Annotated in this window: 20 protein-coding genes and 3 tRNA genes; 3 read left to right on the forward strand and 20 right to left on the reverse strand. The window is 59.5% G+C overall.

All coding sequences use genetic code 11. The features are described from left to right. Window positions 1-68: 68 nt before the first annotated feature. Window positions 69-917, forward strand: coding sequence for a carboxylating nicotinate-nucleotide diphosphorylase (nadC, locus tag BLO80_RS14465; protein WP_092328538.1), 849 nt, complete (start codon window positions 69-71; stop codon window positions 915-917). Between the two features lie 38 nt (window positions 918-955). Here nadC and BLO80_RS14470 read toward each other — a convergent pair whose 3' ends face one another. Beyond that, window positions 956-1,261, reverse strand: a complete 306-nt coding sequence (locus BLO80_RS14470) for a DUF6388 family protein (RefSeq protein ID WP_072341097.1) — start codon at window positions 1,259-1,261, stop codon at window positions 956-958. A gap of 304 nt (window positions 1,262-1,565) precedes the next feature. On the opposite strand from BLO80_RS14470, the gene BLO80_RS14475 reads away from it, so the two are divergent. Then, window positions 1,566-2,114 (forward strand): hypothetical protein, encoded by a 549-nt coding sequence (locus BLO80_RS14475; protein ID WP_092328541.1) that lies wholly within the window; start codon window positions 1,566-1,568, stop codon window positions 2,112-2,114. 13 nt (window positions 2,115-2,127) lie between these two features. On the opposite strand, the gene BLO80_RS14480 is transcribed toward BLO80_RS14475, so the two are convergent. The 16 genes from BLO80_RS14480 to rlmE all read right to left on the reverse strand — a co-directional run bounded on the left by BLO80_RS14480 (window position 2,128) and on the right by rlmE (window position 17,668). Next, window positions 2,128-2,200 (reverse strand) — tRNA-Thr (locus tag BLO80_RS14480). Window positions 2,201-2,325: 125 nt separating this feature from the next. Beyond that, a complete protein-coding gene (gene pnp, locus BLO80_RS14485) occupies window positions 2,326-4,431 on the reverse strand; it encodes a polyribonucleotide nucleotidyltransferase (protein ID WP_092328543.1) in 2,106 nt (701 codons plus the stop codon). A gap of 194 nt (window positions 4,432-4,625) precedes the next feature. Beyond that, window positions 4,626-4,895 (reverse strand): 30S ribosomal protein S15, encoded by a 270-nt coding sequence (gene rpsO / locus BLO80_RS14490; protein ID WP_011332409.1) that lies wholly within the window; start codon window positions 4,893-4,895, stop codon window positions 4,626-4,628. 143 nt (window positions 4,896-5,038) lie between these two features. Then, the gene (truB, locus tag BLO80_RS14495) at window positions 5,039-5,956 is read right to left on the reverse strand and encodes a tRNA pseudouridine(55) synthase TruB (protein ID WP_060739216.1); all 918 of its coding nucleotides are present in this window, start codon (window positions 5,954-5,956) and stop codon (window positions 5,039-5,041) included. A gap of 3 nt (window positions 5,957-5,959) precedes the next feature. Beyond that, window positions 5,960-6,361, reverse strand: coding sequence for a 30S ribosome-binding factor RbfA (gene rbfA / locus BLO80_RS14500; protein WP_060739217.1), 402 nt, complete (start codon window positions 6,359-6,361; stop codon window positions 5,960-5,962). Between the two features lie 159 nt (window positions 6,362-6,520). Then, window positions 6,521-9,040: a translation initiation factor IF-2 gene (infB, locus tag BLO80_RS14505; protein ID WP_092328546.1), complete on the reverse strand. Its 2,520-nt coding sequence runs from the start codon at window positions 9,038-9,040 to the stop codon at window positions 6,521-6,523. Window positions 9,041-9,067: 27 nt separating this feature from the next. After that, window positions 9,068-10,549 carry a transcription termination factor NusA gene (nusA, locus tag BLO80_RS14510; protein WP_003177868.1) on the reverse strand — a complete coding sequence of 494 codons (1,482 nt, stop codon included), beginning with the start codon at window positions 10,547-10,549 and terminating at the stop codon, window positions 9,068-9,070. Window positions 10,550-10,608: 59 nt separating this feature from the next. Next, on the reverse strand, window positions 10,609-11,067 hold the full coding sequence (rimP, locus tag BLO80_RS14515) for a ribosome maturation factor RimP (RefSeq protein WP_175459501.1): 459 nt from the start codon (window positions 11,065-11,067) through the stop codon (window positions 10,609-10,611). A gap of 140 nt (window positions 11,068-11,207) precedes the next feature. After that, window positions 11,208-11,284: transfer RNA gene (locus BLO80_RS14520), tRNA-Met, on the reverse strand. A gap of 97 nt (window positions 11,285-11,381) precedes the next feature. Further along, a tRNA-Leu gene (locus BLO80_RS14525) sits at window positions 11,382-11,467 on the reverse strand. Between the two features lie 21 nt (window positions 11,468-11,488). Continuing rightward, a complete protein-coding gene (gene secG, locus BLO80_RS14530) occupies window positions 11,489-11,872 on the reverse strand; it encodes a preprotein translocase subunit SecG (RefSeq protein ID WP_003197714.1) in 384 nt (127 codons plus the stop codon). Window positions 11,873-11,876: 4 nt separating this feature from the next. Beyond that, window positions 11,877-12,632 (reverse strand): triose-phosphate isomerase, encoded by a 756-nt coding sequence (tpiA, locus tag BLO80_RS14535; protein WP_060739219.1) that lies wholly within the window; start codon window positions 12,630-12,632, stop codon window positions 11,877-11,879. Between the two features lie 66 nt (window positions 12,633-12,698). After that, window positions 12,699-14,036, reverse strand: a complete 1,338-nt coding sequence (gene glmM / locus BLO80_RS14540; RefSeq protein ID WP_092202126.1) for a phosphoglucosamine mutase — start codon at window positions 14,034-14,036, stop codon at window positions 12,699-12,701. Window positions 14,037-14,052: 16 nt separating this feature from the next. Then, complete coding sequence (gene folP, locus BLO80_RS14545) at window positions 14,053-14,904, reverse strand: dihydropteroate synthase (protein WP_092328551.1); 852 nt, start codon at window positions 14,902-14,904, stop codon at window positions 14,053-14,055. A gap of 8 nt (window positions 14,905-14,912) precedes the next feature. Next, entirely contained in the window at window positions 14,913-16,826 is a 1,914-nt protein-coding gene (ftsH, locus tag BLO80_RS14550) for an ATP-dependent zinc metalloprotease FtsH (protein WP_092328553.1), read from the reverse strand. 191 nt (window positions 16,827-17,017) lie between these two features. Next, window positions 17,018-17,668: a 23S rRNA (uridine(2552)-2'-O)-methyltransferase RlmE gene (gene rlmE, locus BLO80_RS14555; protein ID WP_060739222.1), complete on the reverse strand. Its 651-nt coding sequence runs from the start codon at window positions 17,666-17,668 to the stop codon at window positions 17,018-17,020. 107 nt (window positions 17,669-17,775) lie between these two features. Between rlmE and BLO80_RS14560 the strand changes: the two genes are divergently transcribed. Then, complete coding sequence (locus tag BLO80_RS14560) at window positions 17,776-18,084, forward strand: YhbY family RNA-binding protein (RefSeq protein WP_003177852.1); 309 nt, start codon at window positions 17,776-17,778, stop codon at window positions 18,082-18,084. 9 nt (window positions 18,085-18,093) lie between these two features. On the opposite strand, the gene BLO80_RS14565 is transcribed toward BLO80_RS14560, so the two are convergent. From BLO80_RS14565 to carB, 3 genes are read right to left on the reverse strand one after another with little or no spacing between them, the layout of a single operon-like run. Beyond that, window positions 18,094-18,498: an MFS transporter gene (locus tag BLO80_RS14565; RefSeq protein WP_092328556.1), complete on the reverse strand. Its 405-nt coding sequence runs from the start codon at window positions 18,496-18,498 to the stop codon at window positions 18,094-18,096. A 28-nt stretch (window positions 18,499-18,526) separates the two neighbouring features. Further along, window positions 18,527-19,003: a transcription elongation factor GreA gene (gene greA, locus BLO80_RS14570; RefSeq protein WP_092328749.1), complete on the reverse strand. Its 477-nt coding sequence runs from the start codon at window positions 19,001-19,003 to the stop codon at window positions 18,527-18,529. Window positions 19,004-19,005: 2 nt separating this feature from the next. After that, the gene (gene carB, locus BLO80_RS14575; protein ID WP_092202117.1) at window positions 19,006-22,227 is read right to left on the reverse strand and encodes a carbamoyl-phosphate synthase large subunit; all 3,222 of its coding nucleotides are present in this window, start codon (window positions 22,225-22,227) and stop codon (window positions 19,006-19,008) included. Between the last annotated feature and the right edge of the window lie 74 nt (window positions 22,228-22,301).

Here is a 22,301-nt window from a genome sequence, read left to right on the forward strand (position 1 = left end):
TGCGAGGACGCGACCAAATGCAGGTTTCGACACCCTATAATCACGCCACTTTGTTTGTGGAGCCCGTTATGCCGAATCTACGCCTCGCCGATCTGACCGCCGAAATCGAAGCCAACGTGCGCCGTGCGTTGCTTGAAGACGTCGGCAGCGGCGATATCACCGCGCAACTGATCCCCGCCGAACGCCTGGCCAAGGCCACCATCATCAGCCGCGATGCGGCGATCATCAGCGGCACGGCCTGGGTCGATGCCGTGTTCCGGCAACTGGATCCGCGTGTCGCGGTGCATTGGCAAGTGCACGACGGCGACCGGGTCACTCCCGATCAGGCGCTGTTCCACCTGGAGGGCCCGGCCCGCTCGTTGCTGACCGGCGAACGCAGCGCCCTGAACTTCCTGCAAATGCTCTCGGGCGTCGCCACGCGGGCCCGTTACCTGGCCGACTTTGTCTCCGGGACCCAGGTCAAGCTGCTGGACACTCGCAAGACCCTGCCCGGGCTGCGCCTGGCCCAGAAGTACGCGGTCACCTGCGGTGGCTGCCATAACCACCGCATCGGCCTGTACGACGCCTTCCTGATCAAGGAAAACCACATCGCCGCCTGCGGCGGAATCGCCCAGGCCATCGCGGCCGCCCACAAGATCGCACCGGGCAAACCGGTGGAAATCGAAGTGGAAAGCCTGGCGGAGTTGAACGAAGCGCTGGCGGCCAGCGCCGACATCATCATGCTCGACGAACTGAGCCTGGACGACATGCGTGAAGCCGTGCGTCTCAATGGCGGCAAGGCGAAGCTGGAGGCCAGCGGCGGGATCAACGAGAGCACGTTGCGCCCGATCGCCGAGACCGGGGTGGACTACATCTCGATCGGCGCGATGACCAAGGATGTGAAGGCAGTGGATCTGTCGATGCGCTTGAGCCTCTGACAACAAAAAACGCCAGCCTTGAAAGGCTGGCGTTTTTTTCAGACCACCAGATTGTTCATCTCGCAGTACTCATCCCATTCCACACCCAGCACCTCGGCCGCCTCCTTGTGCAACGCAAGGCGCTGCGCCTCGAACTCTTCAGGCGTGCTGGTGTACTTGAGCGTCAACTCCCAGGGTTGCAGCCCCTGGGCTTCGGCCTCGTCCTCGAATGCCCATTGGATCTGATCTTTCTGATCGTCGGCGGACAAGTCCTTGATCTCTTCCAGCAACTGGGGCGCATCCAGCACGTACTTCTTCAGCGCTTCTTCGTGCCTGGCTTCCTGGGTCAATGCTTTAACAGTCATGGCGTTCTCGTTGATCGGGGGAATGGAAGATGGATCTGGATCATCAAGGATCTCTCTGACGCAAAAAACCGTGTGAAGCCCGGTTTATCTGGCCTTCAGAACCATTCGTGGATCATCTGAAAACTGCTGGGCGATGCACATGCAGGCAACGAATATAGGATGTTTTGCCGACGATTTACACGGTTCTTTACATCTATCCCACAAAAAAACCTGTGCAGAAGAAGCGCTGCGGACCCGGGAACATCTGTCAAAATAACCAGTCATAGCCATGTGCCATGCCGGCACTTCACAAGGAACCCCAGTGATGCGCAGCTTTTCGAAACGCTCGTCGATCCAACTTGCCACCGCGACCTTGCTGCTTGGCAGCCTGACCTTGACTGACGTTGCTCAAGCGGCGGTTGAAGTCTCCTCCGATGAGCCGTCTTACCACGACTTTATTCCCGCCCTTCACTACGACCAATCCGATCAGTACAAGCTCGTCAAGACCGATGTCAGCGCCAGCGTTCTGGAAAGCCTGCCGAAAAGCGTGAAGAACAATACCGACGAACTGGAAAACCAGAAGCGCACCCTCAGCGAACAGGCTGGTCAGATCGAAGAACTCAAACGCAACAGCGGCTCCAGTTCCACCTCCAGCAGCAAAGAGATTGACGAGCTCAAGCGCACTATCAAGGAACAGGAACGCGACCTGAACGACCTTGGCAAACAAGTGGAAGAGCTCAAGCGCAATAGCGGCTCCAGTTCGAGTTCGAGCAACAGCGAGATTTCGTCCCTGAAACGGGAACTCAGCGATCAGGATCGAGAGATGGACCAGCTCAAACGCACGGTCGAGGAACTGAGCAGGAAGGTGAAATAACGAGGGGAAATCTTGCCCGAGACAGGAATCGAACCTGCGACCTTCGCGTTACGAGTGCGCTGCTCTACCGACTGAGCTACACGGGCGGTGGCTAAAACTAGCACCGTCTCCGGTGGCCAGGCAACCTGCCTGGCCGGGATTTTCGTCACACAGCAAAACGCCCCGAACCAGTCGGGGCGTTTGCTTGTTCAGCGCTTAGGCGATGGGGTGATTAAACGCCCGATGCCTTGGCTGCTGCGACGTCCTTGATGGACAGCTTGATACGGCCGCGGTTGTCCACGTCCAGTACCAGCACTTCCACTTCCTGGCCTTCTTTGAGGATGTCGGTCACTTTCTCGACGCGAGCATCGCTCAGCATGGAGATGTGAACCAGACCGTCCTTGCCCGGCAGGATGTTGACGAACGCGCCGAAGTCGACGATGCGTTCAACCTTGCCGACGTAGATCTTGCCGATCTCGGCTTCGGCAGTGATGCCCAGGACGCGCTGGCGTGCCGCTTCTGCCGCTTCCTTGGTTTCGCCGAAGATCTTGATCGAACCGTCGTCTTCGATGTCGATCGAAGCCTTGGTTTCTTCACAGATCGCACGGATGGTCGCGCCGCCTTTACCGATGACATCACGGATTTTGTCGGTGTCGATTTTCATCGCGATCATGGTCGGAGCATTTTCCGACAGTTCGGTACGGGACTGACCGATGATCTGGTTCATCTGGCCGAGGATGTTCAGGCGCGCTTCCAGGGCTTGGCCCAGGGCGATTTCCATGATCTCTTCGGTGATGCCCTTGATCTTGATGTCCATCTGCAGTGCGGTGACGCCCTTGGCGGTACCGGCCACTTTGAAGTCCATGTCGCCCAGGTGGTCTTCGTCACCCAGGATGTCGGTCAGGACGGCGAATTTCTCGCCTTCTTTCACCAGACCCATGGCGATACCGGCAACCGGGGCCTTCATCGGCACACCAGCGTCCATCAGGGCCAGGGAAGCGCCGCAGACCGAAGCCATCGAGCTCGAACCGTTGGACTCGGTGATTTCCGATACCACGCGAATGGTGTACGGGAACACGTCAGCGGCTGGCAGCATGGCCTGAACCGAACGACGGGCCAGACGGCCGTGACCGATTTCGCGACGACCGGCGCCACCCATGCGACCACACTCGCCCACCGAGAACGGCGGGAAGTTGTAGTGCAGCATGAACGGGTCTTTCTTTTCGCCTTCCAGGGTGTCCAGCAGTTGCGCGTCGCGGGCGGTGCCCAGCGTGGCAACGACCAGGGCCTGGGTTTCGCCACGGGTGAACAGTGCCGAACCGTGGGTCTTGGGCAGGACCCCAACTTCGATGTTCAGCGGACGTACGGTGCGGGTGTCGCGACCGTCGATACGCGGCTTGCCGTTGACGATGTTTTCGCGAACGGTGCGGTATTCGATTTCACCGAAAGCGGCTTTCACTTCAGCGGCAGACGGCTGGCCTTCTTCACCGGACAGCTTGGCAACGACCTGGTCTTTCAGCTCGCCCAGGCGCGCATAACGGTCGGCCTTGACGGTGATGGTGTAGGCCTGGGAGATCGCTTCGCCGAACTCGGCACGGATCGCAGCCAGCAGTTCGGTGGCTTCGGCTTGCGGAGCCCAGGTCCAGGTTGGCTTGGCGGCTTCGGCGGCCAGTTCCTTGACAGCGTTGATCACCACCTGGAACTCGTCGTGGGCGAACAGCACGGCGCCCAGCATCTGGTCTTCGGTCAGCTCTTTGGCTTCGGATTCAACCATCAGCACGGCTTCGGAAGTACCGGCCACGACCATGTCCAGGCTCGAGGCTTTCAGTTGCTCGTAGGTCGGGTTCAGCAGGTAGCCGGTGCTTTCGTGGAACGCGACGCGGGCAGCGCCGATCGGGCCATCGAAAGGAATGCCGGAGATAGCCAGGGCAGCCGAGGTACCGATCATCGCAGCGATGTCCGGATCGGTTTTCTTGCTGGTGGACACGACGGTGCAGACAACCTGCACTTCGTTCATGAAGCCTTCTGGGAACAGCGGACGGATCGGACGGTCGATCAGTCGGGAAGTCAGGGTTTCTTTCTCGGAAGGACGGCCTTCGCGCTTGAAGAAACCGCCAGGGATCTTACCGGCAGCGTAAGTCTTTTCCTGGTAGTGGACAGACAGAGGGAAAAAGCCCTTGCCTGGATCGGCTTGCTTGGCACCGACAACGGTCACCAATACGCTGACGTCGTCGTCAACGGTGACCAGCACTGCGCCGGAGGCCTGACGGGCGATACGGCCAGTCTCGAGGGTAACGGTCGACTGACCGAACTGGAATTTTTTGATTACCGGGTTCACGGTGTCCTACCTTCTTTGTGGCTCTTGGGGAACTTGTCTTCTTGCGAAATTCTTGGGCAATGACGGGAATCGGCCCGACGCTTGTCCAGGGTAAAACGTGTATCCAGATAAAACTTGAGGCTGGGAGCCTGCCATGCGCCAGCGGGATACCCACTGACGCACGACAGACCACCAACCTCTAGCGCAATCGCTTGTTAGCGACGCAGACCCAGGCGAGCGATCAGAGCGCTGTAACGGCTCACGTCCTTGCCTTTCAGGTAGTCCAGCAGCTTACGACGCTGGTTTACCATGCGGATCAGACCACGACGGGAGTGGTGATCCTTACCGTTGGCCTTGAAGTGACCTTGCAGTTTGTTGATGTTGGCGGTCAGCAGTGCAACTTGCACTTCTGGCGAACCAGTGTCACCAACAGCTTGCTGGTAGTCAGCTACGATTTGAGCTTTTTCTTGAACGTCGAGAGCCATGAGGCAATCCTTCTAGTCAGGAAACTGTTCCGAGGAAACAGCTTCAACAGGCCAGGGACAAATCCCTGTATCTATAAATGAGTAGTGACCGTGCCTGTTAACAGCCACACTCGCCAACCTGCTGTTACGCAGGCTGGTTCCGGTCATTCCGACCGAATCAGTCGACGCGGCGCAATGCGCCCGTCTTCGCTCACTTCACCGATACCGATGAAACGACCGTTGTGATCCTGTACCCGGACCATGCCGAACTTCGGCGCATCCGGGGCGCGTACCGGCTGGCCGTTGAGCCAGTAGAACGCACTGTGTTCCGAGAACTGCAGGAGCGGCCAATCCAGCAACCCGCTGTCCGATGGCATCAGGAAACGGTCGACCGCCTCGTTGCCGCCTTCGGCATGCACCGCTTCGAGCTCTTCCAGCGTGACCGTCTGGGCCAACGTGAAAGGCCCGGCCTGGGTCCGTCGCAATTCTGCCACGTACGCGCCACAGCCGAGCTGCTCACCGATATCCTCCACCAGGGTCCGGATATAGGTGCCTTTGCTGCAATCCACGGCCAGCCGCGCAGTATTACCGTCAAAGGCCAGCAATTCCAAGCGCGCAATAGTAACAGAACGCGGTTCGCGCTCCACTACTTCGCCTGCACGGGCCAGTTTATACAACGGCTGCCCATCACGCTTCAAAGCGGAGTACATCGGCGGTATCTGGCTGATTTGCCCGCGAAAACCCGGCAAGACCGCTTCGATATCCGCCTGACCAACGGTCACCGGGCGTTCCAGCAAAACCTCACCTTCGGCATCCGCCGTGGTGGTGGTCTTGCCCAGTTGCGCCAGGGTTTCGTAACCCTTGTCGGAATCGAGCAGGTACTGGGAAAACTTGGTCGCCTCGCCAAAGCACAGTGGCAGCACGCCGGTGGCCAGCGGATCGAGGCTACCGGTGTGCCCGGCCTTTTCAGCATTGAGCAGCCAGCGAACCTTCTGCAACGCCGCGTTGGAGGTGAACCCCAGCGGCTTGTCGAGCAGGATGATACCGCTGACGTTACGACGGATACGTTTGACCTGAGCCACCGATTACTCCTTGGTGTCTTCGGGGTCAGCCGCAACCGGGTGCTGGCTGTCTTGCGCCACGGCGCGCTCGATCAGTGCCGACAGATGCGCACCCCGTGCGACGCTTTCGTCGTAGTGGAAGTGCAACTGTGGGACGCTGCGCAGCTTCATCTCCCGGGCCAACTGCATACGCAGGAAGCCGGCAGCCGAGTTGAGCACCTTGATGCTCTGGGCGATTTCTTCGGCGCTGTCCTGACCCATCACGGTGATGAAGATCTTGGCGTGACCGACGTCACGGCTGACTTCCACTGCGGTGATGGTGACCAGGCCGACGCGCGGATCTTTGACTTCGCGACGGATCAGTTGGGCCAGCTCACGCTGCATCTGATCGCCGATTCGTTGGGTACGGCTGTATTCTTTTGCCATGTCTTGTTACCTGTTACTGCCCCACGGTGAAACCCGCGAGGTCTGAAAGCGGCAAACGCCCGGCCTGGCAAAAGCCAGACCGGGCGTTGCGTTTAGAGTCCGCCAGCCAGGCAGTGCATGTTCATGCGACTGCCCGGTGCGGCTCTTGAAGTGCGCGAGTCAGAGGCTGCGAGCAACCTGGACCTTCTCGAAGACTTCGATCTTGTCGCCGACCTTGACGTCGTTGTAGCTCTTGACGCCGATACCGCACTCCATGCCGGCACGTACTTCGGAAGCGTCATCCTTGAAGCGGCGCAGGGATTCCAGCTCGCCTTCGAAGATCACGATGTCTTCACGCAGTACACGGATCGGACGGTTACGGTGAACGACACCTTCGATCACCATGCAACCGGCGATGGCGCCAAACTTCGGCGAACGGAACACGTCGCGAACTTCGGCCACGCCCAGGATGTTCTCCCGCACGTCGCTGCCCAGCATACCGGTCAACGCTTTCTTGACGTCTTCGATGATGTCGTAGATCACGTTGTAGTAACGCATATCCAGGCCTTCCTGCTCGACGATCTTGCGAGCGCCGGCATCGGCACGCACGTTGAAACCGAACAGTACAGCGTTGGAGGCCAGTGCCAGGTTGGCATCGGATTCGGTGATACCACCGACACCGCCGCCGACCACACGCACTTGCACTTCGTCGTTACCCAGGCCATTCAAGGCGCCGTTCAACGCTTCGAGCGAACCACGGACGTCGGATTTGAGGACGATGTTGAGCGTCTTCTTCTCTTCCTGCCCCATGTTCTCGAAGATGTTTTCCAGCTTGCCGGCGTGAGCGCGAGCCAGTTTGACTTCGCGGAACTTGCCTTGACGGAACAAAGCCACTTCACGGGCTTTCTTCTCGTCAGCCACAACGCTCATCTCGTCGCCAGCATCCGGGGTGCCGTCCAGGCCGAGGATCTCGACCGGGATAGCCGGACCGGCTTCCTTGATGGACTTGCCGTTCTCGTCGAGCATGGCGCGCACGCGGCCATAGTTCGAGCCGACCAGCACCATGTCGCCTTGACGCAGGGTACCGTCCTGGACCAGGACGGTCGCCACCGGGCCACGGCCCTTGTCGAGACGGGACTCAACGACCACACCACGGCCAGGAGCCGAAGGCGTAGCGGTGAGTTCCAGAACCTCGGCCTGCAACAGAACGGCTTCGAGCAGTTCGTCGACGCCGGTACCCATCTTCGCCGAGACCGGAACGAATGGAGTGTCGCCACCCCACTCTTCGGAGGTCACGCCGTGGACCGACAGTTCGCTACGGATGCGATCAAGATCGGCGCCCGGCTTGTCGATCTTGTTCACCGCAACCACCAGCGGCACGCCAGCTGCCTGGGCATGCTGAACGGCTTCGATGGTTTGCGGCATGACGCCGTCGTCCGCTGCAACCACCAGGATCACGATGTCGGTCGCCTTGGCACCACGGGCACGCATCGCGGTAAACGCGGCGTGACCCGGGGTGTCGAGGAACGTCACCATGCCGCGGTCGGTTTCAACGTGGTAGGCGCCGATGTGCTGGGTAATACCGCCAGCCTCACCTGCTGCTACCTTCGCACGACGGATATAGTCGAGCAGGGAGGTCTTACCGTGGTCGACGTGGCCCATGACGGTCACGACCGGTGCACGGGAGACCGCCTCACCTTCAAACTTCAGGGACTCGGCCAGGGAATCTTCCAAGGCGGTGTCGCTGACCAGGGTCACTTTGTGGCCCAGCTCTTCAGCAACCAGTTGGGCAGTTTCCTGGTCCAGTACCTGGTTGATGGTGGCTGGCGTACCCAGCTTGAACATGAACTTGATGATTTCAGCAGCCTTGACCGACATCTGCTGGGCCAGATCGCCCACAGTGATGGTTTCGCCGATCTTCACTTCACGCACGACAGGGCCGGTAGGGCTCTGGAAACCGTGGGCGTTGCGTTTCTTCAGCTTGGCCTTGCCGCGACCGCCGCGACGGAAGCCATCGCTTTCCTCGTCGGTGGTACGTGGCGCAACACGAGGTGCTGGTGCCTTTTCCTTGACCGATGCACGATGAGGCGCGTTCTTGCGCTCGCCATCGCCACTTCCACGACGGTTGTCGTCGGCACGTGGCTTGTCTGGACGACGCTGTTCATCGCGCTTACGGGTATCGGCCGGAGCCGGCGCCGGTGCCACGACGGGCACCGCTTCGCGCACAGGTTCGGCGACCGGGGCAACAGCCTCGACGGCTTCTACCGGAGCGGTTTGCGCAGCAGCAGGCTGGCGGCGCGCTTCTTCTTCGGCGCGACGCTTGGCTTCTTCTTCAGCCTTCTGACGAGCAGCATTTTCTACTGCGCGACGTTCTTCCTGTTCGCGTTTGCGCTCGGCTTCGATTTCTTCCGGGCTGCGTTGTACGAAGACTTTCTTCTTGCGTACTTCAACGCTGATGCTTTTGCTACCGGCAACACGCAGGGTGCTGGTGGTTTTACGCTGCAGAGTGATCTTGCGCGGTTCTTCCACTTTAGCCTTGTGACTGCTCTTCAAGTGAGTCAGCAGGGACTGCTTCTCACTGTCGGTCACATGTTCCTCGGCGGCGGTGTGCGGCAGACCTGCCTCACGCATCTGCTGCAACAGGCGCTCTACCGGTGTTTTGACCTCATCGGCCAGTTGTTTCACCGTGACTTGCGTCATGCACTTCTCTCCTCAGGCCGCGCCTAATTACTCGAACCAGTGGGCTCGGGCGGCCATGATCAACTTGCCGGCACGATCATCGTCAATGCCGTCGATGTCGAGCAGATCGTCAATAGACTGCTCGGCCAGGTCTTCGCGGGTAATTACGCCGCGCACCGCCAGTTCCATCGCCAAATCCTTGTCCATGCCCTCAAGCGAGAGCAGGTCTTCGGCCGGATGGGCGTCTGCCAGCTTTTCCTCAGTAGCGATGGCTTTGGTCAACAAACGATCCTTGGCCCGAGCGCGAAGCTCGTTGACGATTTCCTCGTCAAAGCCGTCGATGTTGAGCATTTCCTCCACCGGTACGTAGGCAATCTCTTCCAGGCTGGTAAAGCCTTCATCCACCAGCACCTGCGCCAGTTCTTCATCGACTTCAAGCTCTTCGATGAAGTTGCGCAGGATATCGCCGGTTTCAGCTTGCTGTTTAGCCTGGATGTCCGATTCGGTCATCACGTTCAGGGTCCAGCCAGTCAATTGGCTGGCCAGACGCACGTTCTGACCACCGCGACCGATGGCCTGAGCCAGATTGTCTGCGCCAACGGCGATGTCCATGGCGTGGGCATCTTCGTCGACGATAATTGCCGCCACTTCAGCAGGCGACATGGCATTGATCACGAACTGAGCCGGGTTGTCGTCCCACAGGACGATGTCCACGCGCTCGCCGCCCAACTCGCCGGATACGGCCTGGACACGCGAACCACGCATGCCGATGCAGGCACCTTGCGGGTCGATGCGCTTGTCCTTGGAGCGGACCGCGATCTTGGCACGCGAACCCGGATCACGGGAGGCGGCCATGACTTCGATCAGGCCTTCAGCAATTTCCGGCACTTCGATGCGGAACAACTCGATCAGCATTTCCGGCGCTGTACGCGACAGGATCAGCTGCGGGCCCCGATTCTCGGTGCGGATTTCCTTGAGCAGCGCACGCAAACGCACGCCAACCCGGAAAGTTTCGCGAGAGATGATGTCTTCGCGAGCCAGCAACGCTTCGGCGTTGTTGCCCAGGTCGACGATCACGTTGTCGCGGGTGACCTTTTTCACGGTGCCGGAGATGATTTCCCCCAGGCGCTCGCGATAAGCGTCGACCACTTGTGCACGCTCGGCTTCGCGAACTTTCTGCACGATGACCTGCTTGGCAGTCTGTGCAGCGATGCGACCGAACTCAATGGATTCGATTTTTTCTTCGACGACATCACCGACCTTGGCGCCCGGATGCGTTTCTGCAACCTTGCTTGGCCAGGTTTCGATAGCCGGATCGTCCAGGTCGGCTTCCTCGACGACCGTCCAGCGACGGAAAGTCTCGTAGGCACCCGTGTGGCGATTGATCTCCACACGCAAATCAACTTCGTCTTCGAACCGCTTCTTGGTAGCAGTGGCCAGAGCCAGCTCCAGCGCTTCAAAAATAACGTTAGCCGGTACGCCCTTTTCATTGGATACCGACTCAACAACCAGCAGTACTTCTTTGCTCATCGTACGCCTCGCCTTTCGCAAGCCATTGGATCCGCGGGATCCGCAGTATCTGGCACGTATCAGTCAAAACTGGGAATAATGTTGGCCTTGTCGATCATATCGATCGGCAACAGGAACTCATGGTCATCTACCTGCACCACGACGTCCTGCTCTTCTACACCGCGCAGAAGGCCATGGAAGTTGCGTCGACCTTCGAAAGGCGAGCGCAGCTTGATCTTCACTTGTTCACCGGCAAACAAAGCGAACTGTTCAAGTGTGAACAGGGGGCGCTCCATGCCAGGCGAGGAAACTTCAAGGGTGTATTCGGAGGTGATTGGATCTTCGACATCCAGTACACCGCTGATCTGACGGCTGACGATGGCGCAATCGTCCACCAGCACGCCGCCTTCCTTATCGATATAAACGCGCAACAGTGAGTGGCGACCTTGAGCCGAAAACTCAATACCCCAGCATTCATAGCCAAGGGCCACGACCACCGGGGCCAACAAGGCCTGCAACTGTTCTAGCTTGCTCGACACCTGAACCCCCTCGTGCATGTTTGTGCATGCTGTGCAAATAAAAAAAAATGGGCGAATCGCCCATCCCTGAAACGCCGTCGAATAGCGGCGTTATAAAGTGTCCAGCTAACAAAAAGCCCCTTGGAAGGGGCCCCTGAAACTGGTTGCGGGAGCCGGATTTGAACCGACGACCTTCGGGTTATGAGCCCGACGAGCTACCAGACTGCTCCATCCCGCGACAAAGCTGGGGCGGAAGTATACGACCGATCCTTTACAGGGTCAATGTAACCCTTCCACCTACAAGAAAGCCCGCAATCGCGGGCTCTCCTGATAATTGGTACCGAGAAGGGGACTCGAACCCCTACACCCTATGGGCACAACCACCTCAAGGTTGCGTGTCTACCAATTCCACCACCTCGGCAATACAGCGTTTGAAACCTTCTTACTTCTGCTCTTGAGCTGGAGGCACGTCAGTCGCCGGGTTGGCCGACTTTTGCTCTTGAAGCACCGGGACATCATCAGAAGCCGGTTGTTGCTTGGGCGCTTCCAGTACCGCTGGGTTTGGCAAACCTACTTGAGTCAGCTCGTGAGCTTTCTCTTTAGCAAAGTAACCTAACCCTAAGCTGGTCATGAAGAAACCGGCGGCAAGTATAGCAGTAAACTTACTAAGAAAGGTAGAGGAACCTTGGCTTCCGAACACAGTATTTGAAGCACCTGCACCGAAAGACGCACCAGCATCCGCACCTTTACCCTGCTGCAGCAATACGAGAGCAACTACGCCCAGTGCACCCAGCAGATGAAAAACGACTACGACTGTTTCCAGCATTTTTTCAGTTTCCCGCGGCGCGACAGATCGCACCGAACTCATCTGCATTCAGGGACGCTCCACCAATGAGCCCCCCATCGATATCCGGCATGCCGAACAGTTCGGCCGCATTGGCCGCCTTCACGCTGCCGCCGTATAGAAGCCGCACACCTCGTGCCACTTCAGAATTCTCTTCCGCCAACTGCGCGCGGATGGCTGCGTGCACATCCTGCGCCTGTTGCGGCGAAGCAGTCAGCCCGGTACCAATGGCCCAGACCGGCTCGTAGGCAATGACTGCCTTTGCAAAAGCACCGACACCCAGGTCTTCGATGATGCTGCCGAGCTGACGCCCGACAACCTCGAGGGTCTTGCCGGCTTCACGCTGCGCGAGGGTTTCCCCTACACACAACACCGGAATCAGACCACAGGCCTGGGCCGCAGCAAACTTGCGGATCAAGGTCTTGTCCTGCTCGCCCATGATCTGGCGACGCTCGGAATGTCCAACCAGGACCAGGGAGCAACCTGCATCCACCAACTGACTCGGTGCAATCTCACCGGTCAACGCACCTTGCATGGATTCCACCGCAGAGTTCTGCGCGCCGACCGAAATCGACTTGCCTTTCAAGCCATCAATCACTTGATTGATATACAAGCAAGGCGGGAATACCGCGACGTCAACACCGCTTGGCAAGGCCAGATGACGAAGGCCATTGATCAGCTCAGCGACGCTGGCGCGGGTACCGTGCATCTTCCAGTTACCAGCTACCATAGGGCGACGCATGCTGTACCTCGTCGGTCAAAGTGGGCGCAGATGTTACCCAACCGATTCATGACTGGCAAGCCGAATTCAGGCAGAAACTTCAGTAACCAGTTTTGCCAGCTCTTCGGCATAACCGCGAACTTGCGCTTCGTCCTCGCCTTCGACCATGACACGCACCAAAGGCTCTGTGCCGGACTTGCGCAACAACACGCGCCCACGCCCCGCCATCGCCGCTGTCACACGTTCGCTAGCCTGCTTGACCTGCGCATGTTCGAGAGGGTTTACACCGCCGCCGAAACGCACGTTGATCAACACTTGCGGGCATTTACGCAATGCCTGGCGCGACTGTGCGAGCCCTTCGTTGCGCGCCTTGAGCGCCATCAGCACCTGCAGGGCCGCAATGATCGCATCACCGGTGGTGGTATGGTCGAAGCACACGATGTGGCCGGAGTTCTCGCCCCCGATCACCCAGTTGCGCTCCAGCAACTCCGAAATCACGTAGCGGTCGCCGACGTTGGCCCGCACGAACGGGATATCCAGGTCCGCCAGGGCCAGTTCAAGCCCGAGGTTGCTCATCAAGGTACCGACCACGCCGCCCTGCAGCTTGCCGCGCCCATGCAGGTCACGAGCGATGATGAACAGCAGTTCGTCACCATCGACGACCGTACCGGTGTGGTCGACCATCAGGACCCGATCACCGTCGCCATCGAAGGCGATGCCGAGATCGGCCTGCTCGGCCAGCACTGCAGCCTGCAACGCCTCGGTATGGGTGGAACCACAGTTGTGGTTGATGTTCAGGCCATTAGGCTGGGCGGAAAGCACCACCACATCGGCACCCAACTCGCGAAAGACGCTTGGCGCGACTTTATAGGTGGCGCCGTGAGCACAATCGACAACAATTTTCAGGCCGGAAAAGCTGGTACCGGTCGGCACGCTGCCTTTGCAGAACTCGATGTAGCGACCCGAGGCATCGTTGATCCGCGACACCTTGCCGATCTTGCTCGACTCGACCACGGTCATCGGCGCGTCCAGCAGTTCTTCGATCATCAGCTCGATGTCATCCGGCAGCTTGGTACCCTGGCCGGAAAAGAACTTGATGCCGTTGTCATCGTGGGGGTTGTGCGAGGCACTGATCACGATGCCCGCCTGGGCCTGGAACGTACGGGTCAGGTAGGCGATGGCCGGGGTCGGCATCGGGCCCAGCAGCATCACATCGGCGCCCGCCGACGTCAGACCGGCCTCGAGCGCCGATTCGAACATGTAGCCGGAAATTCGCGTGTCCTTGCCGACCAGCACCTTGCAGGCGCCCATCTTGCGGAATGCCATGCCCGCCGCCCAGCCAAGCTTGAGCATGAAATCAGGGGTAATAGGGTATTCGCCGACCCGACCACGAATACCGTCGGTGCCAAAGTATTTCTTGCTCATAAGTGCTCCGTCATTCTTATTCGGCTGAATCCACAGCTGCGATCATCCGCACGACATCCATCGTTTCGGCTACATCGTGCACGCGCAATATGCGTGCACCTTTGGCAAGGGCCAAGGCCGCAAGGGCGAGACCACCATACAGGCGCTCTCCCACCGGCCGACCCAGGGCATTGCCTATCATGCTCTTTCGCGAGACCCCAACCAACAGGGGCCGCCCCAGGGCGTGCAAGGCTTCCATATGCTTGAACAGGCTCAGGTTGTGCGCCAAGGTCTTGGCAAAACCGAACCCGGGATCAAGGATGATCCGCTCGGGGGGAATGCCCACGGCAGCACATTGATCCAGGCGCGCCGCCAGGAACTCACCCACCTCCCTGGTCACATCATCATAGTGCGGGTCGTTCTGCATGGTCCCCGGCTCGCCGAGCATATGCATCAGGCATACCGGCAACCCGGTGGCCGCCGCGGCGTCCAGGGCACCATCGCGCTGCAAGGACCGAACATCGTTGATCAGGCCCGCTCCCAGTCGCGCAGTCTCGCGCATGACCGCAGGCGTGGACGTATCGACCGAGATAATGACATCGAGTTCGCGATGGATGCGCTCGACAATCGGCGCCACCCGCTCCAGCTCTTCGATGGGCGAAACCGCGCGCGCACCCGGCCGGGTCGATTCCCCCCCCACATCGATCAGTGTCGCGCCAGCGGCCACCATGGCCTCGGCATGCCGCAGCGCAGCATCGAGCTGGCTGAATCGACCACCATCGGAAAAGGAATCAGGCGTGACATTGAGAATGCCCATGACATGTGCATGGGCCAAATCAAGAACCCGGTTGCCGCAAGGCAACCGGGTCGAGGACTGAACAGAAGTCATTTCAAGCCTTAGACATCAGCGGCGGGACCGCCAATCGGTGTTTCCGGACGCTCACCCTGCACCGCCGGAGGCGTACCGGAGGTACCGGTACCACCGCCCGACCAGTCACGAGGCTCGCGAGGCTCGCGACCCGCCATGATGTCGTCGATCTGCTCAGCATCGATGGTTTCGTACTTCATCAGGGCATCAGCCATGGCATCGAGCTTGTCACGATTGTCCGTGAGGATCTGCCGGGCAGTGCCATAGCACTGGTCGATGATGCTACGCACCTCGGAGTCGATCAGCTTGGCCGTCTCGCCGGAGAAGCTTGCATGCTGGCCAGTGCCACCACGACCGAGGAACACTTCCCCTTCTTCTTCGGCATACATCAGCGGCCCCAGCTTCTCGGACAGGCCCCACTTGGTGACCATGTTCCGAGCGATCTGACTGGCGCGCATGATGTCGTTGGATGCACCCGTGGTCACACCGTCGAAGCCCAACGTCATCTCTTCAGCGATACGACCGCCGTACAACGAACAGATCTGGCTGATCAATGCACGCTTGGACAGGCTGTAGCGATCCTCTTCCGGCAGGAACATGGTCACGCCCAGGGCACGACCGCGCGGGATGATCGAGACCTTGTAGACCGGATCATGCTCAGGCACGACACGACCAACGATCGCGTGACCCGCCTCGTGATACGCGGTGTTCTGCTTTTCTTTCTCCGACATGACCATGGATTTGCGCTCCGCGCCCATCATGATCTTGTCCTTGGCCAGCTCGAATTCCTTCATTTCCACGACGCGCTTGCCGGTACGAGCGGCGAACAGCGACGCTTCGTTGACCAGGTTCGCCAGGTCGGCACCGGAAAAGCCCGGCGTGCCACGCGCGATGACGGCCGGAGCGACGTCGTCGCCCATCGGCACCTTGCGCATATGGACCTTGAGGATCTGCTCGCGACCACGAATATCCGGCAGTCCCACCACGACCTGGCGGTCGAAACGACCTGGACGCAACAGCGCAGGGTCGAGCACGTCAGGACGGTTGGTGGCGGCGATCACAATGATGCCGTCGTTCATTTCGAAACCGTCCATCTCGACCAGCAACTGGTTGAGGGTCTGTTCGCGCTCGTCGTGACCGCCACCCATGCCGGCGCCACGATGGCGACCAACGGCGTCGATTTCGTCGATGAAGATGATGCACGGTGCGTGTTTCTTGGCCTGCTCGAACATGTCGCGAACACGGCTGGCGCCCACGCCGACGAACATTTCGACGAAGTCGGAACCGGAAATCGTGAAGAACGGCACCTTGGCTTCACCGGCAATCGCCTTGGCCAGCAAGGTTTTACCGGTCCCTGGCGGGCCTACCATCAGCACGCCGCGGGGAATACGACCACCCAGGCGCTGGAACTTGCCCGGATCGCGCAGGAACTCGACCAGTTCGCCCACTTCTTCCTTGGCTTCGTCGCAGCCTGCGACGTCGGCCAGGGTGGTTTTCACCTGGTCTTCGGAAAGTAGCCGGGCCTTGCTCTTGCCAAAGCTCATCGGCCCGCCCTTGCCACCGCCGCCGCCCTGCATCTGGCGCATGAAGAACATGAACACGGCGATGATCACCAGGATCGGGAAGCTGGCCACCAGGAGCTGGGTCCAGATGCTTTGCTGCTCGGGCTGCTTGCCTTCGACCACGACATGGTTGTCCACCAGGTCGCCAATCAGGCCGTTGTCCTGGATTGCCGGACGAATGGTTTTGAAGCTGTCACCATCGGTGCGCTTGCCGGTAATCACATAGCCATCAACGGCTACGCGCTCGACCTTGCCATCCTTGACCTGCTGGATGAAGTCGGAATAGTTGAGGGTCTGCGGCTCGTTAGGGCTGGAGAAGTTGTTCATCACGGTCACCAGGACAGCGGCGATGATCAACCACAGGATCAGATTCTTTGCCATATCGTTCAATTAACTACCCTCTGAAGCAAGCTCCGCTACTGGCGCGCGCTTCGCATGATATTCACCGGCCTAACTTACTACATTACCTACGACTCTGGCAGGCGCCGTCTGTAACCCTTTGTGAAACTTTGACCGCATAATTTTGATTACGCGGCTTTTTCAATGCGAGACAAAAAAAACTATCGCCCCGCTCAAAGACGCTCATCACTGGCCGCGCCTTCGACACCGCGAAAGCCCCGTGCCAGCAGATACTGCTCGCGAGAACGGTCACGGGACGACAATGGCTTGCGCATCTGCACCTTGTCGAACAACTTGCGGATGCCCTTGTGGTATTCGTCGAAGCCTTCACCCTGGAAGACCTTGATCAGAAAATCACCGCCTGGACGCAAAACCCGCCCGGCAAGATCCAGGGCCAGCTCGCTGAGGAACATGGCACGAGGCATGTCGACAGCCGCTAATCCACTCATATTGGGGGCCATATCGGAAATCACAAGGTCAACTTGCGTATTTCCGACGGCTTCCAGGATTTTCGCCAGTACGGCGTCTTCCGTGAAATCGCCCTGGATAAAGGTCACATCAGGGATGCTGTCCATTTCCAGGATGTCGGAAGCGATCAAGCGGCCCTGGCCACCAATCAGACGACTGGTAACCTGGGACCAGCCGCCCGGCGCCGCGCCGAGGTCGATCACGGTCATGCCTGGACGGATCAGGCGATCCTTTTCCTGGATCTCCAGCAATTTATAGCTGGCACGAGAGCGATAGCCGTCTTTTTGCGCCATTTTGACGTACGGATCGTTGAAATGCTCTCTGAGCCAGTTCTGGCTAGTCTTGGAACGGGCCACGGGCCACCTCTAAAAAATAAAACGGGTCGTGATTAAGTGGGCGGTCCCGGACTTGCTCGGGTAAACTGGCCGCCGCTTTTTACAAGATCAGACGCAGGGGTCAGATTATGCCGCTCACTCAAGAGCAGAAGAAACAATACAAATCCATTGGCCACCATCTGAAACCGGTTTTGACTGTGGCTGACAACGGTTTGACTGAAGGTGTACTCGCCGAACTGGAACGCGCCCTGGGCGATCACGAGCTGATCAAGATCAAGCTCAACATCCTCGATCGCGAAGCCCGCCTGGCTGCCGTTGCCGAATTGTGCAAGACCGGCAAGGCAGACCTGGTGCAGGTCATCGGCAAGATGGCGCTGATTTATCGCAAGAATTTCAGCGTCAACAAGCAACTGTCGAACGTTCACCGTTTCAAGTGACGCCAAGGGTCAAGGGTGTGCTTCGCACACCCTGCCGCTCCACCCCGGAACCGGCTGCAAGACCAGCACCAGACCGGAAAAACCCAGCACCAGGTAACTGAATACCTGCCACTGGCTCGCATCCGGCCAGCCGAGATGCACGGCAAAGAACATCCCGCACGCGTACAACGACATGAGCAGCAATTGCCCACGAATGTCGCGCCATAGGCTGGCAAGGCCTTCGGCCTGAACCAGCACCAATGCCTGAAACATCACGCACGCCGCGGAAAAACCCACCAGCAGCGCCGTGAGCATGCCTGCGATTTCATCGATGAGCAGCGGTGCCAGGCCCACTCGACCCAGCACCGGCAGCAAACCGATGTGCAACAACCAGACACCGCCCACCCACAACATCTGGGTGAGCTGCCAGATCATGGCGCCCGCTCGCAGCGGGCGCCTTCGTTCAGATGTGACGGACTTCGACAATCTCATACTCGATGACACCACCCGGTGTCTTCACCGCCACCACATCGCCCTCTTCCTTGGCAATCAAGGCACGAGCAATGGGTGAACCGACGGAAATCTTGCCGAGCTTGATGTCTGCCTCGTCCTCGCCAACGATCTGGTAAGTCACGCTTTCATTCGTCTCGACGTTGGCGATTTCCACCGTGGTGCCGAAAATCACTTTGCCGGTATGTGGAATCGTCGTGACATCGATGATCACCGCATTCTGCATGCGGCCTTCGATGTCTCGGACACGCGCCTCGACCATCCCCTGCTCCTCTCGGGCAGCGTGGTATTCGGCGTTTTCCTTGAGATCGCCCAGCTCACGCGCTTCACCGATAGCCTGGCTCAAGCGCGGGCGCTCGACCTTGGTCAGGAAAGCGTGTTCTTCTTCCAGGGCCTTCGCGCCCTGAACAGTCATCGGGTACTTGGTTATGCTCATGCCTTCAATCCTGCATGTAGATCCTGCAAGCGACGTACGGTCTTCTCGGGACCGAACTTGAGCGCTTCGCAGATCGCTTCGCCTGCCGCAATAGTCGTGGTGCAGTAGATCTTGTGCTGCAGCGCATTGCGACGAATGGAGTAGGAATCGGCGATCGATTGACGACCCTCGGTGGTGTTGATGATCAGCGTGACTTCGTCATTCTTGATCATGTCGACCACGTGCGGACGCCCTTCGGTCACCTTGTTCACGCGGCGCACTTTCAGGCCCGCGGCTTCGATCAGCCTGGCAGTACCGGCAGTGGCGACCACTTCGAAGCCCAAGTTGATCAGATCACGGGCCACGCCTGCAACCAGTGGCTTGTCGTCATCACGCACACTGATGAACGCCGTGCCGCCAGTCGGCAGCACTTCGCTGGCGCCCATCTGGGCCTTGGCAAACGCCTCACCGAAGGTATCGCCCACGCCCATCACTTCACCGGTGGACTTCATTTCCGGGCCGAGGATCGGGTCCACGCCAGGGAACTTGGCGAACGGGAACACCGCCTCTTTCACGCTGTAGAAGTTCGGAATGATTTCTTTGGTGAAGTTCAGCTCTTTCAGGGTTTTGCCGGCCATGACTCGCGCCGCGATCATCGCCAGGGAAACGCCGATGCACTTGGAGACGAACGGCACGGTCCGGGAAGCGCGCGGGTTGACTTCGATGACGTAGATGTCTTCGCCCTGCAAGGCCAGTTGCACGTTCATCAGGCCGACGACGCCCAGCTCCAGGGCCATTTTCTTGACCTGCTCGCGCATTTCGTCCTGGATGTGCGCCGGCAACGAGTAAGGCGGCAGCGAACAGGCGGAGTCACCGGAGTGAACACCGGCCTGTTCGATGTGCTGCATGATCGCGCCGATCACCACATCCTTGCCGTCGCTGACCGCATCCACGTCCATTTCGATGGCGCAGTTGAGGAAGTGGTCCAGCAGCACCGGGCTGTCGTTGGACACCTGGACCGCTTCGCGCAGGTAGCGCTTGAGTTCGTCTTCCTGATAGACGATTTCCATCGCACGACCGCCCAGTACATAGGACGGACGCACCACCAGTGGGTAACCGATCTTGGCGGCGGCACGAATCGCTTCGTCTTCGCTGCGCACGGTGGCGTTTGGCGGCTGGCGCAGGTTCAGGCGCTCGACCATCTGCTGGAAGCGCTCACGGTCTTCGGCGCGGTCGATCGCATCCGGGCTGGTACCGATGATCGGCACGCCGGCGGCTTCCAGGGCACGGGCCAGTTTCAACGGAGTCTGGCCGCCGTACTGGACGATCACGCCTTTTGGTTTCTCGACACGGACGATTTCCAGCACGTCCTCCAGGGTCACCGGCTCGAAGTACAGGCGATCGGAGGTGTCGTAGTCGGTGGACACGGTTTCCGGGTTGCAGTTGACCATGATGGTCTCGTAACCGTCGTCGCGCAGGGCCAGTGCCGCGTGTACGCAGCAGTAGTCGAACTCGATGCCCTGGCCGATCCGGTTAGGCCCGCCACCCAGGATCATGATCTTGTCCCGGGTCGATGGCGCGGCTTCGCACTCTTCTTCGTACGTGGAGTACAGGTAGGCGGTATCGGTGGCGAACTCGGCTGCGCAGGTGTCGACGCGCTTGTAGACCGGGAACACTTCCAGCTTGTGGCGATGGGTGCGCAGGCTCTTCTCGGTCACACCCAGCAGCTTGGCCAGGCGCATGTCGGAGAAACCTTTGCGCTTGAGGCGGAACATCGTGTCGCGATCGATGCTGGACATGCCCAGGGTCTTGACCTTCTCTTCTTCCTTGATCAGATCTTCGATCTGCACCAGGAACCAAGGGTCGATCATGTTCATGCCGAAGATCTGCTCGACGGTCATGCCGGCGCGGAAGGCATCGGCCACGTACCAGATGCGCTCGGCACCCGGCACGGTCAGCTCGCGCTTGAGCACGCTCATGCTTTCCGGGTCGTTCAGGTCCAGCTTCGGATCCAGGCCACAGACACCCACTTCCAGGCCGCGCAGGGCTTTCTGCAGGGACTCCTGGAAGGTCCGGCCGATGGCCATGACTTCACCGACCGACTTCATCTGGGTGGTCAGGCGGGCATCGGCCTTGGCGAACTTCTCGAAGGCGAAGCGCGGCAGCTTGGTCACGACGTAGTCGATGGACGGTTCGAAGGACGCCGGGGTCTTGCCACCGGTGATGTCGTTCGACAGCTCGTCCAGGGTGTAGCCCACGGCCAGCTTGGCGGCGACCTTGGCAATCGGGAAACCGGTGGCCTTGGACGCCAGGGCCGACGAACGGGAGACCCGCGGGTTCATCTCGATGACCACCATGCGACCGGTGTTCGGGCAGATGCCGAACTGGACGTTGGAGCCGCCGGTTTCCACGCCGATCTCGCGCAGTACCGCCAGGGAGGCGTTACGCAGGATCTGGTATTCCTTATCGGTCAGGGTCTGGGCCGGTGCGACGGTGATCGAGTCACCGGTGTGCACGCCCATCGGGTCGAAGTTCTCGATGGAGCAGACGATGATGCAGTTGTCCTTTTTGTCGCGGACAACTTCCATTTCGTATTCTTTCCAGCCGATCAGGGATTCGTCGATCAGCAGTTCCTTGGTCGGCGACAAGTCGAGGCCACGGGCGCAGATTTCTTCGAATTCTTCCCGGTTGTAGGCGATGCCACCGCCGGTGCCGCCCATGGTGAAGGACGGACGGATGATGCATGGGAAGCCGAGGCGTTCCAGGACGGCGTTGGCCTCTTCCATGCTGTGGGCGATGCCCGAGCGCGGGCAGTCCAGGCCGATGGATTTCATCGCCTTGTCGAAGCGCGAACGGTCTTCGGCCTTGTCGATGGTATCGGCGTTGGCGCCGATCATTTCCACACCGAACTTCTCCAGGACACCTTCGCGCTCCAGGTCCAGGGCGCAGTTGAGCGCGGTCTGGCCACCCATGGTCGGCAGCAGCGCGTCCGGGCGCTCCTTCTCGATGATCTTGGCAACGGTCTGCCACTTGATCGGCTCGATGTAGGTGGCGTCGGCCATGGCCGGGTCGGTCATGATGGTGGCCGGGTTGGAGTTCACCAGGATGACGCGGTAGCCCTCTTCGCGCAGGGCTTTACAGGCCTGGGCGCCGGAGTAGTCGAATTCGCAGGCCTGGCCGATCACGATCGGGCCAGCGCCGAGAATCAGGATGCTTTTTATGTCTGTACGTTTTGGCATGGGTTTGTCACTCAAATCCGCAGGTCAGTCGGCTAGGCCGTCGAACAATCTTTGAAGCGCCCGAAGGGGCCGCC

This window comes from Pseudomonas sp. NFACC56-3 (genome assembly GCF_900100025.1).
Taxonomy (GTDB): domain Bacteria; phylum Pseudomonadota; class Gammaproteobacteria; order Pseudomonadales; family Pseudomonadaceae; genus Aquipseudomonas; species Aquipseudomonas fluorescens_AA.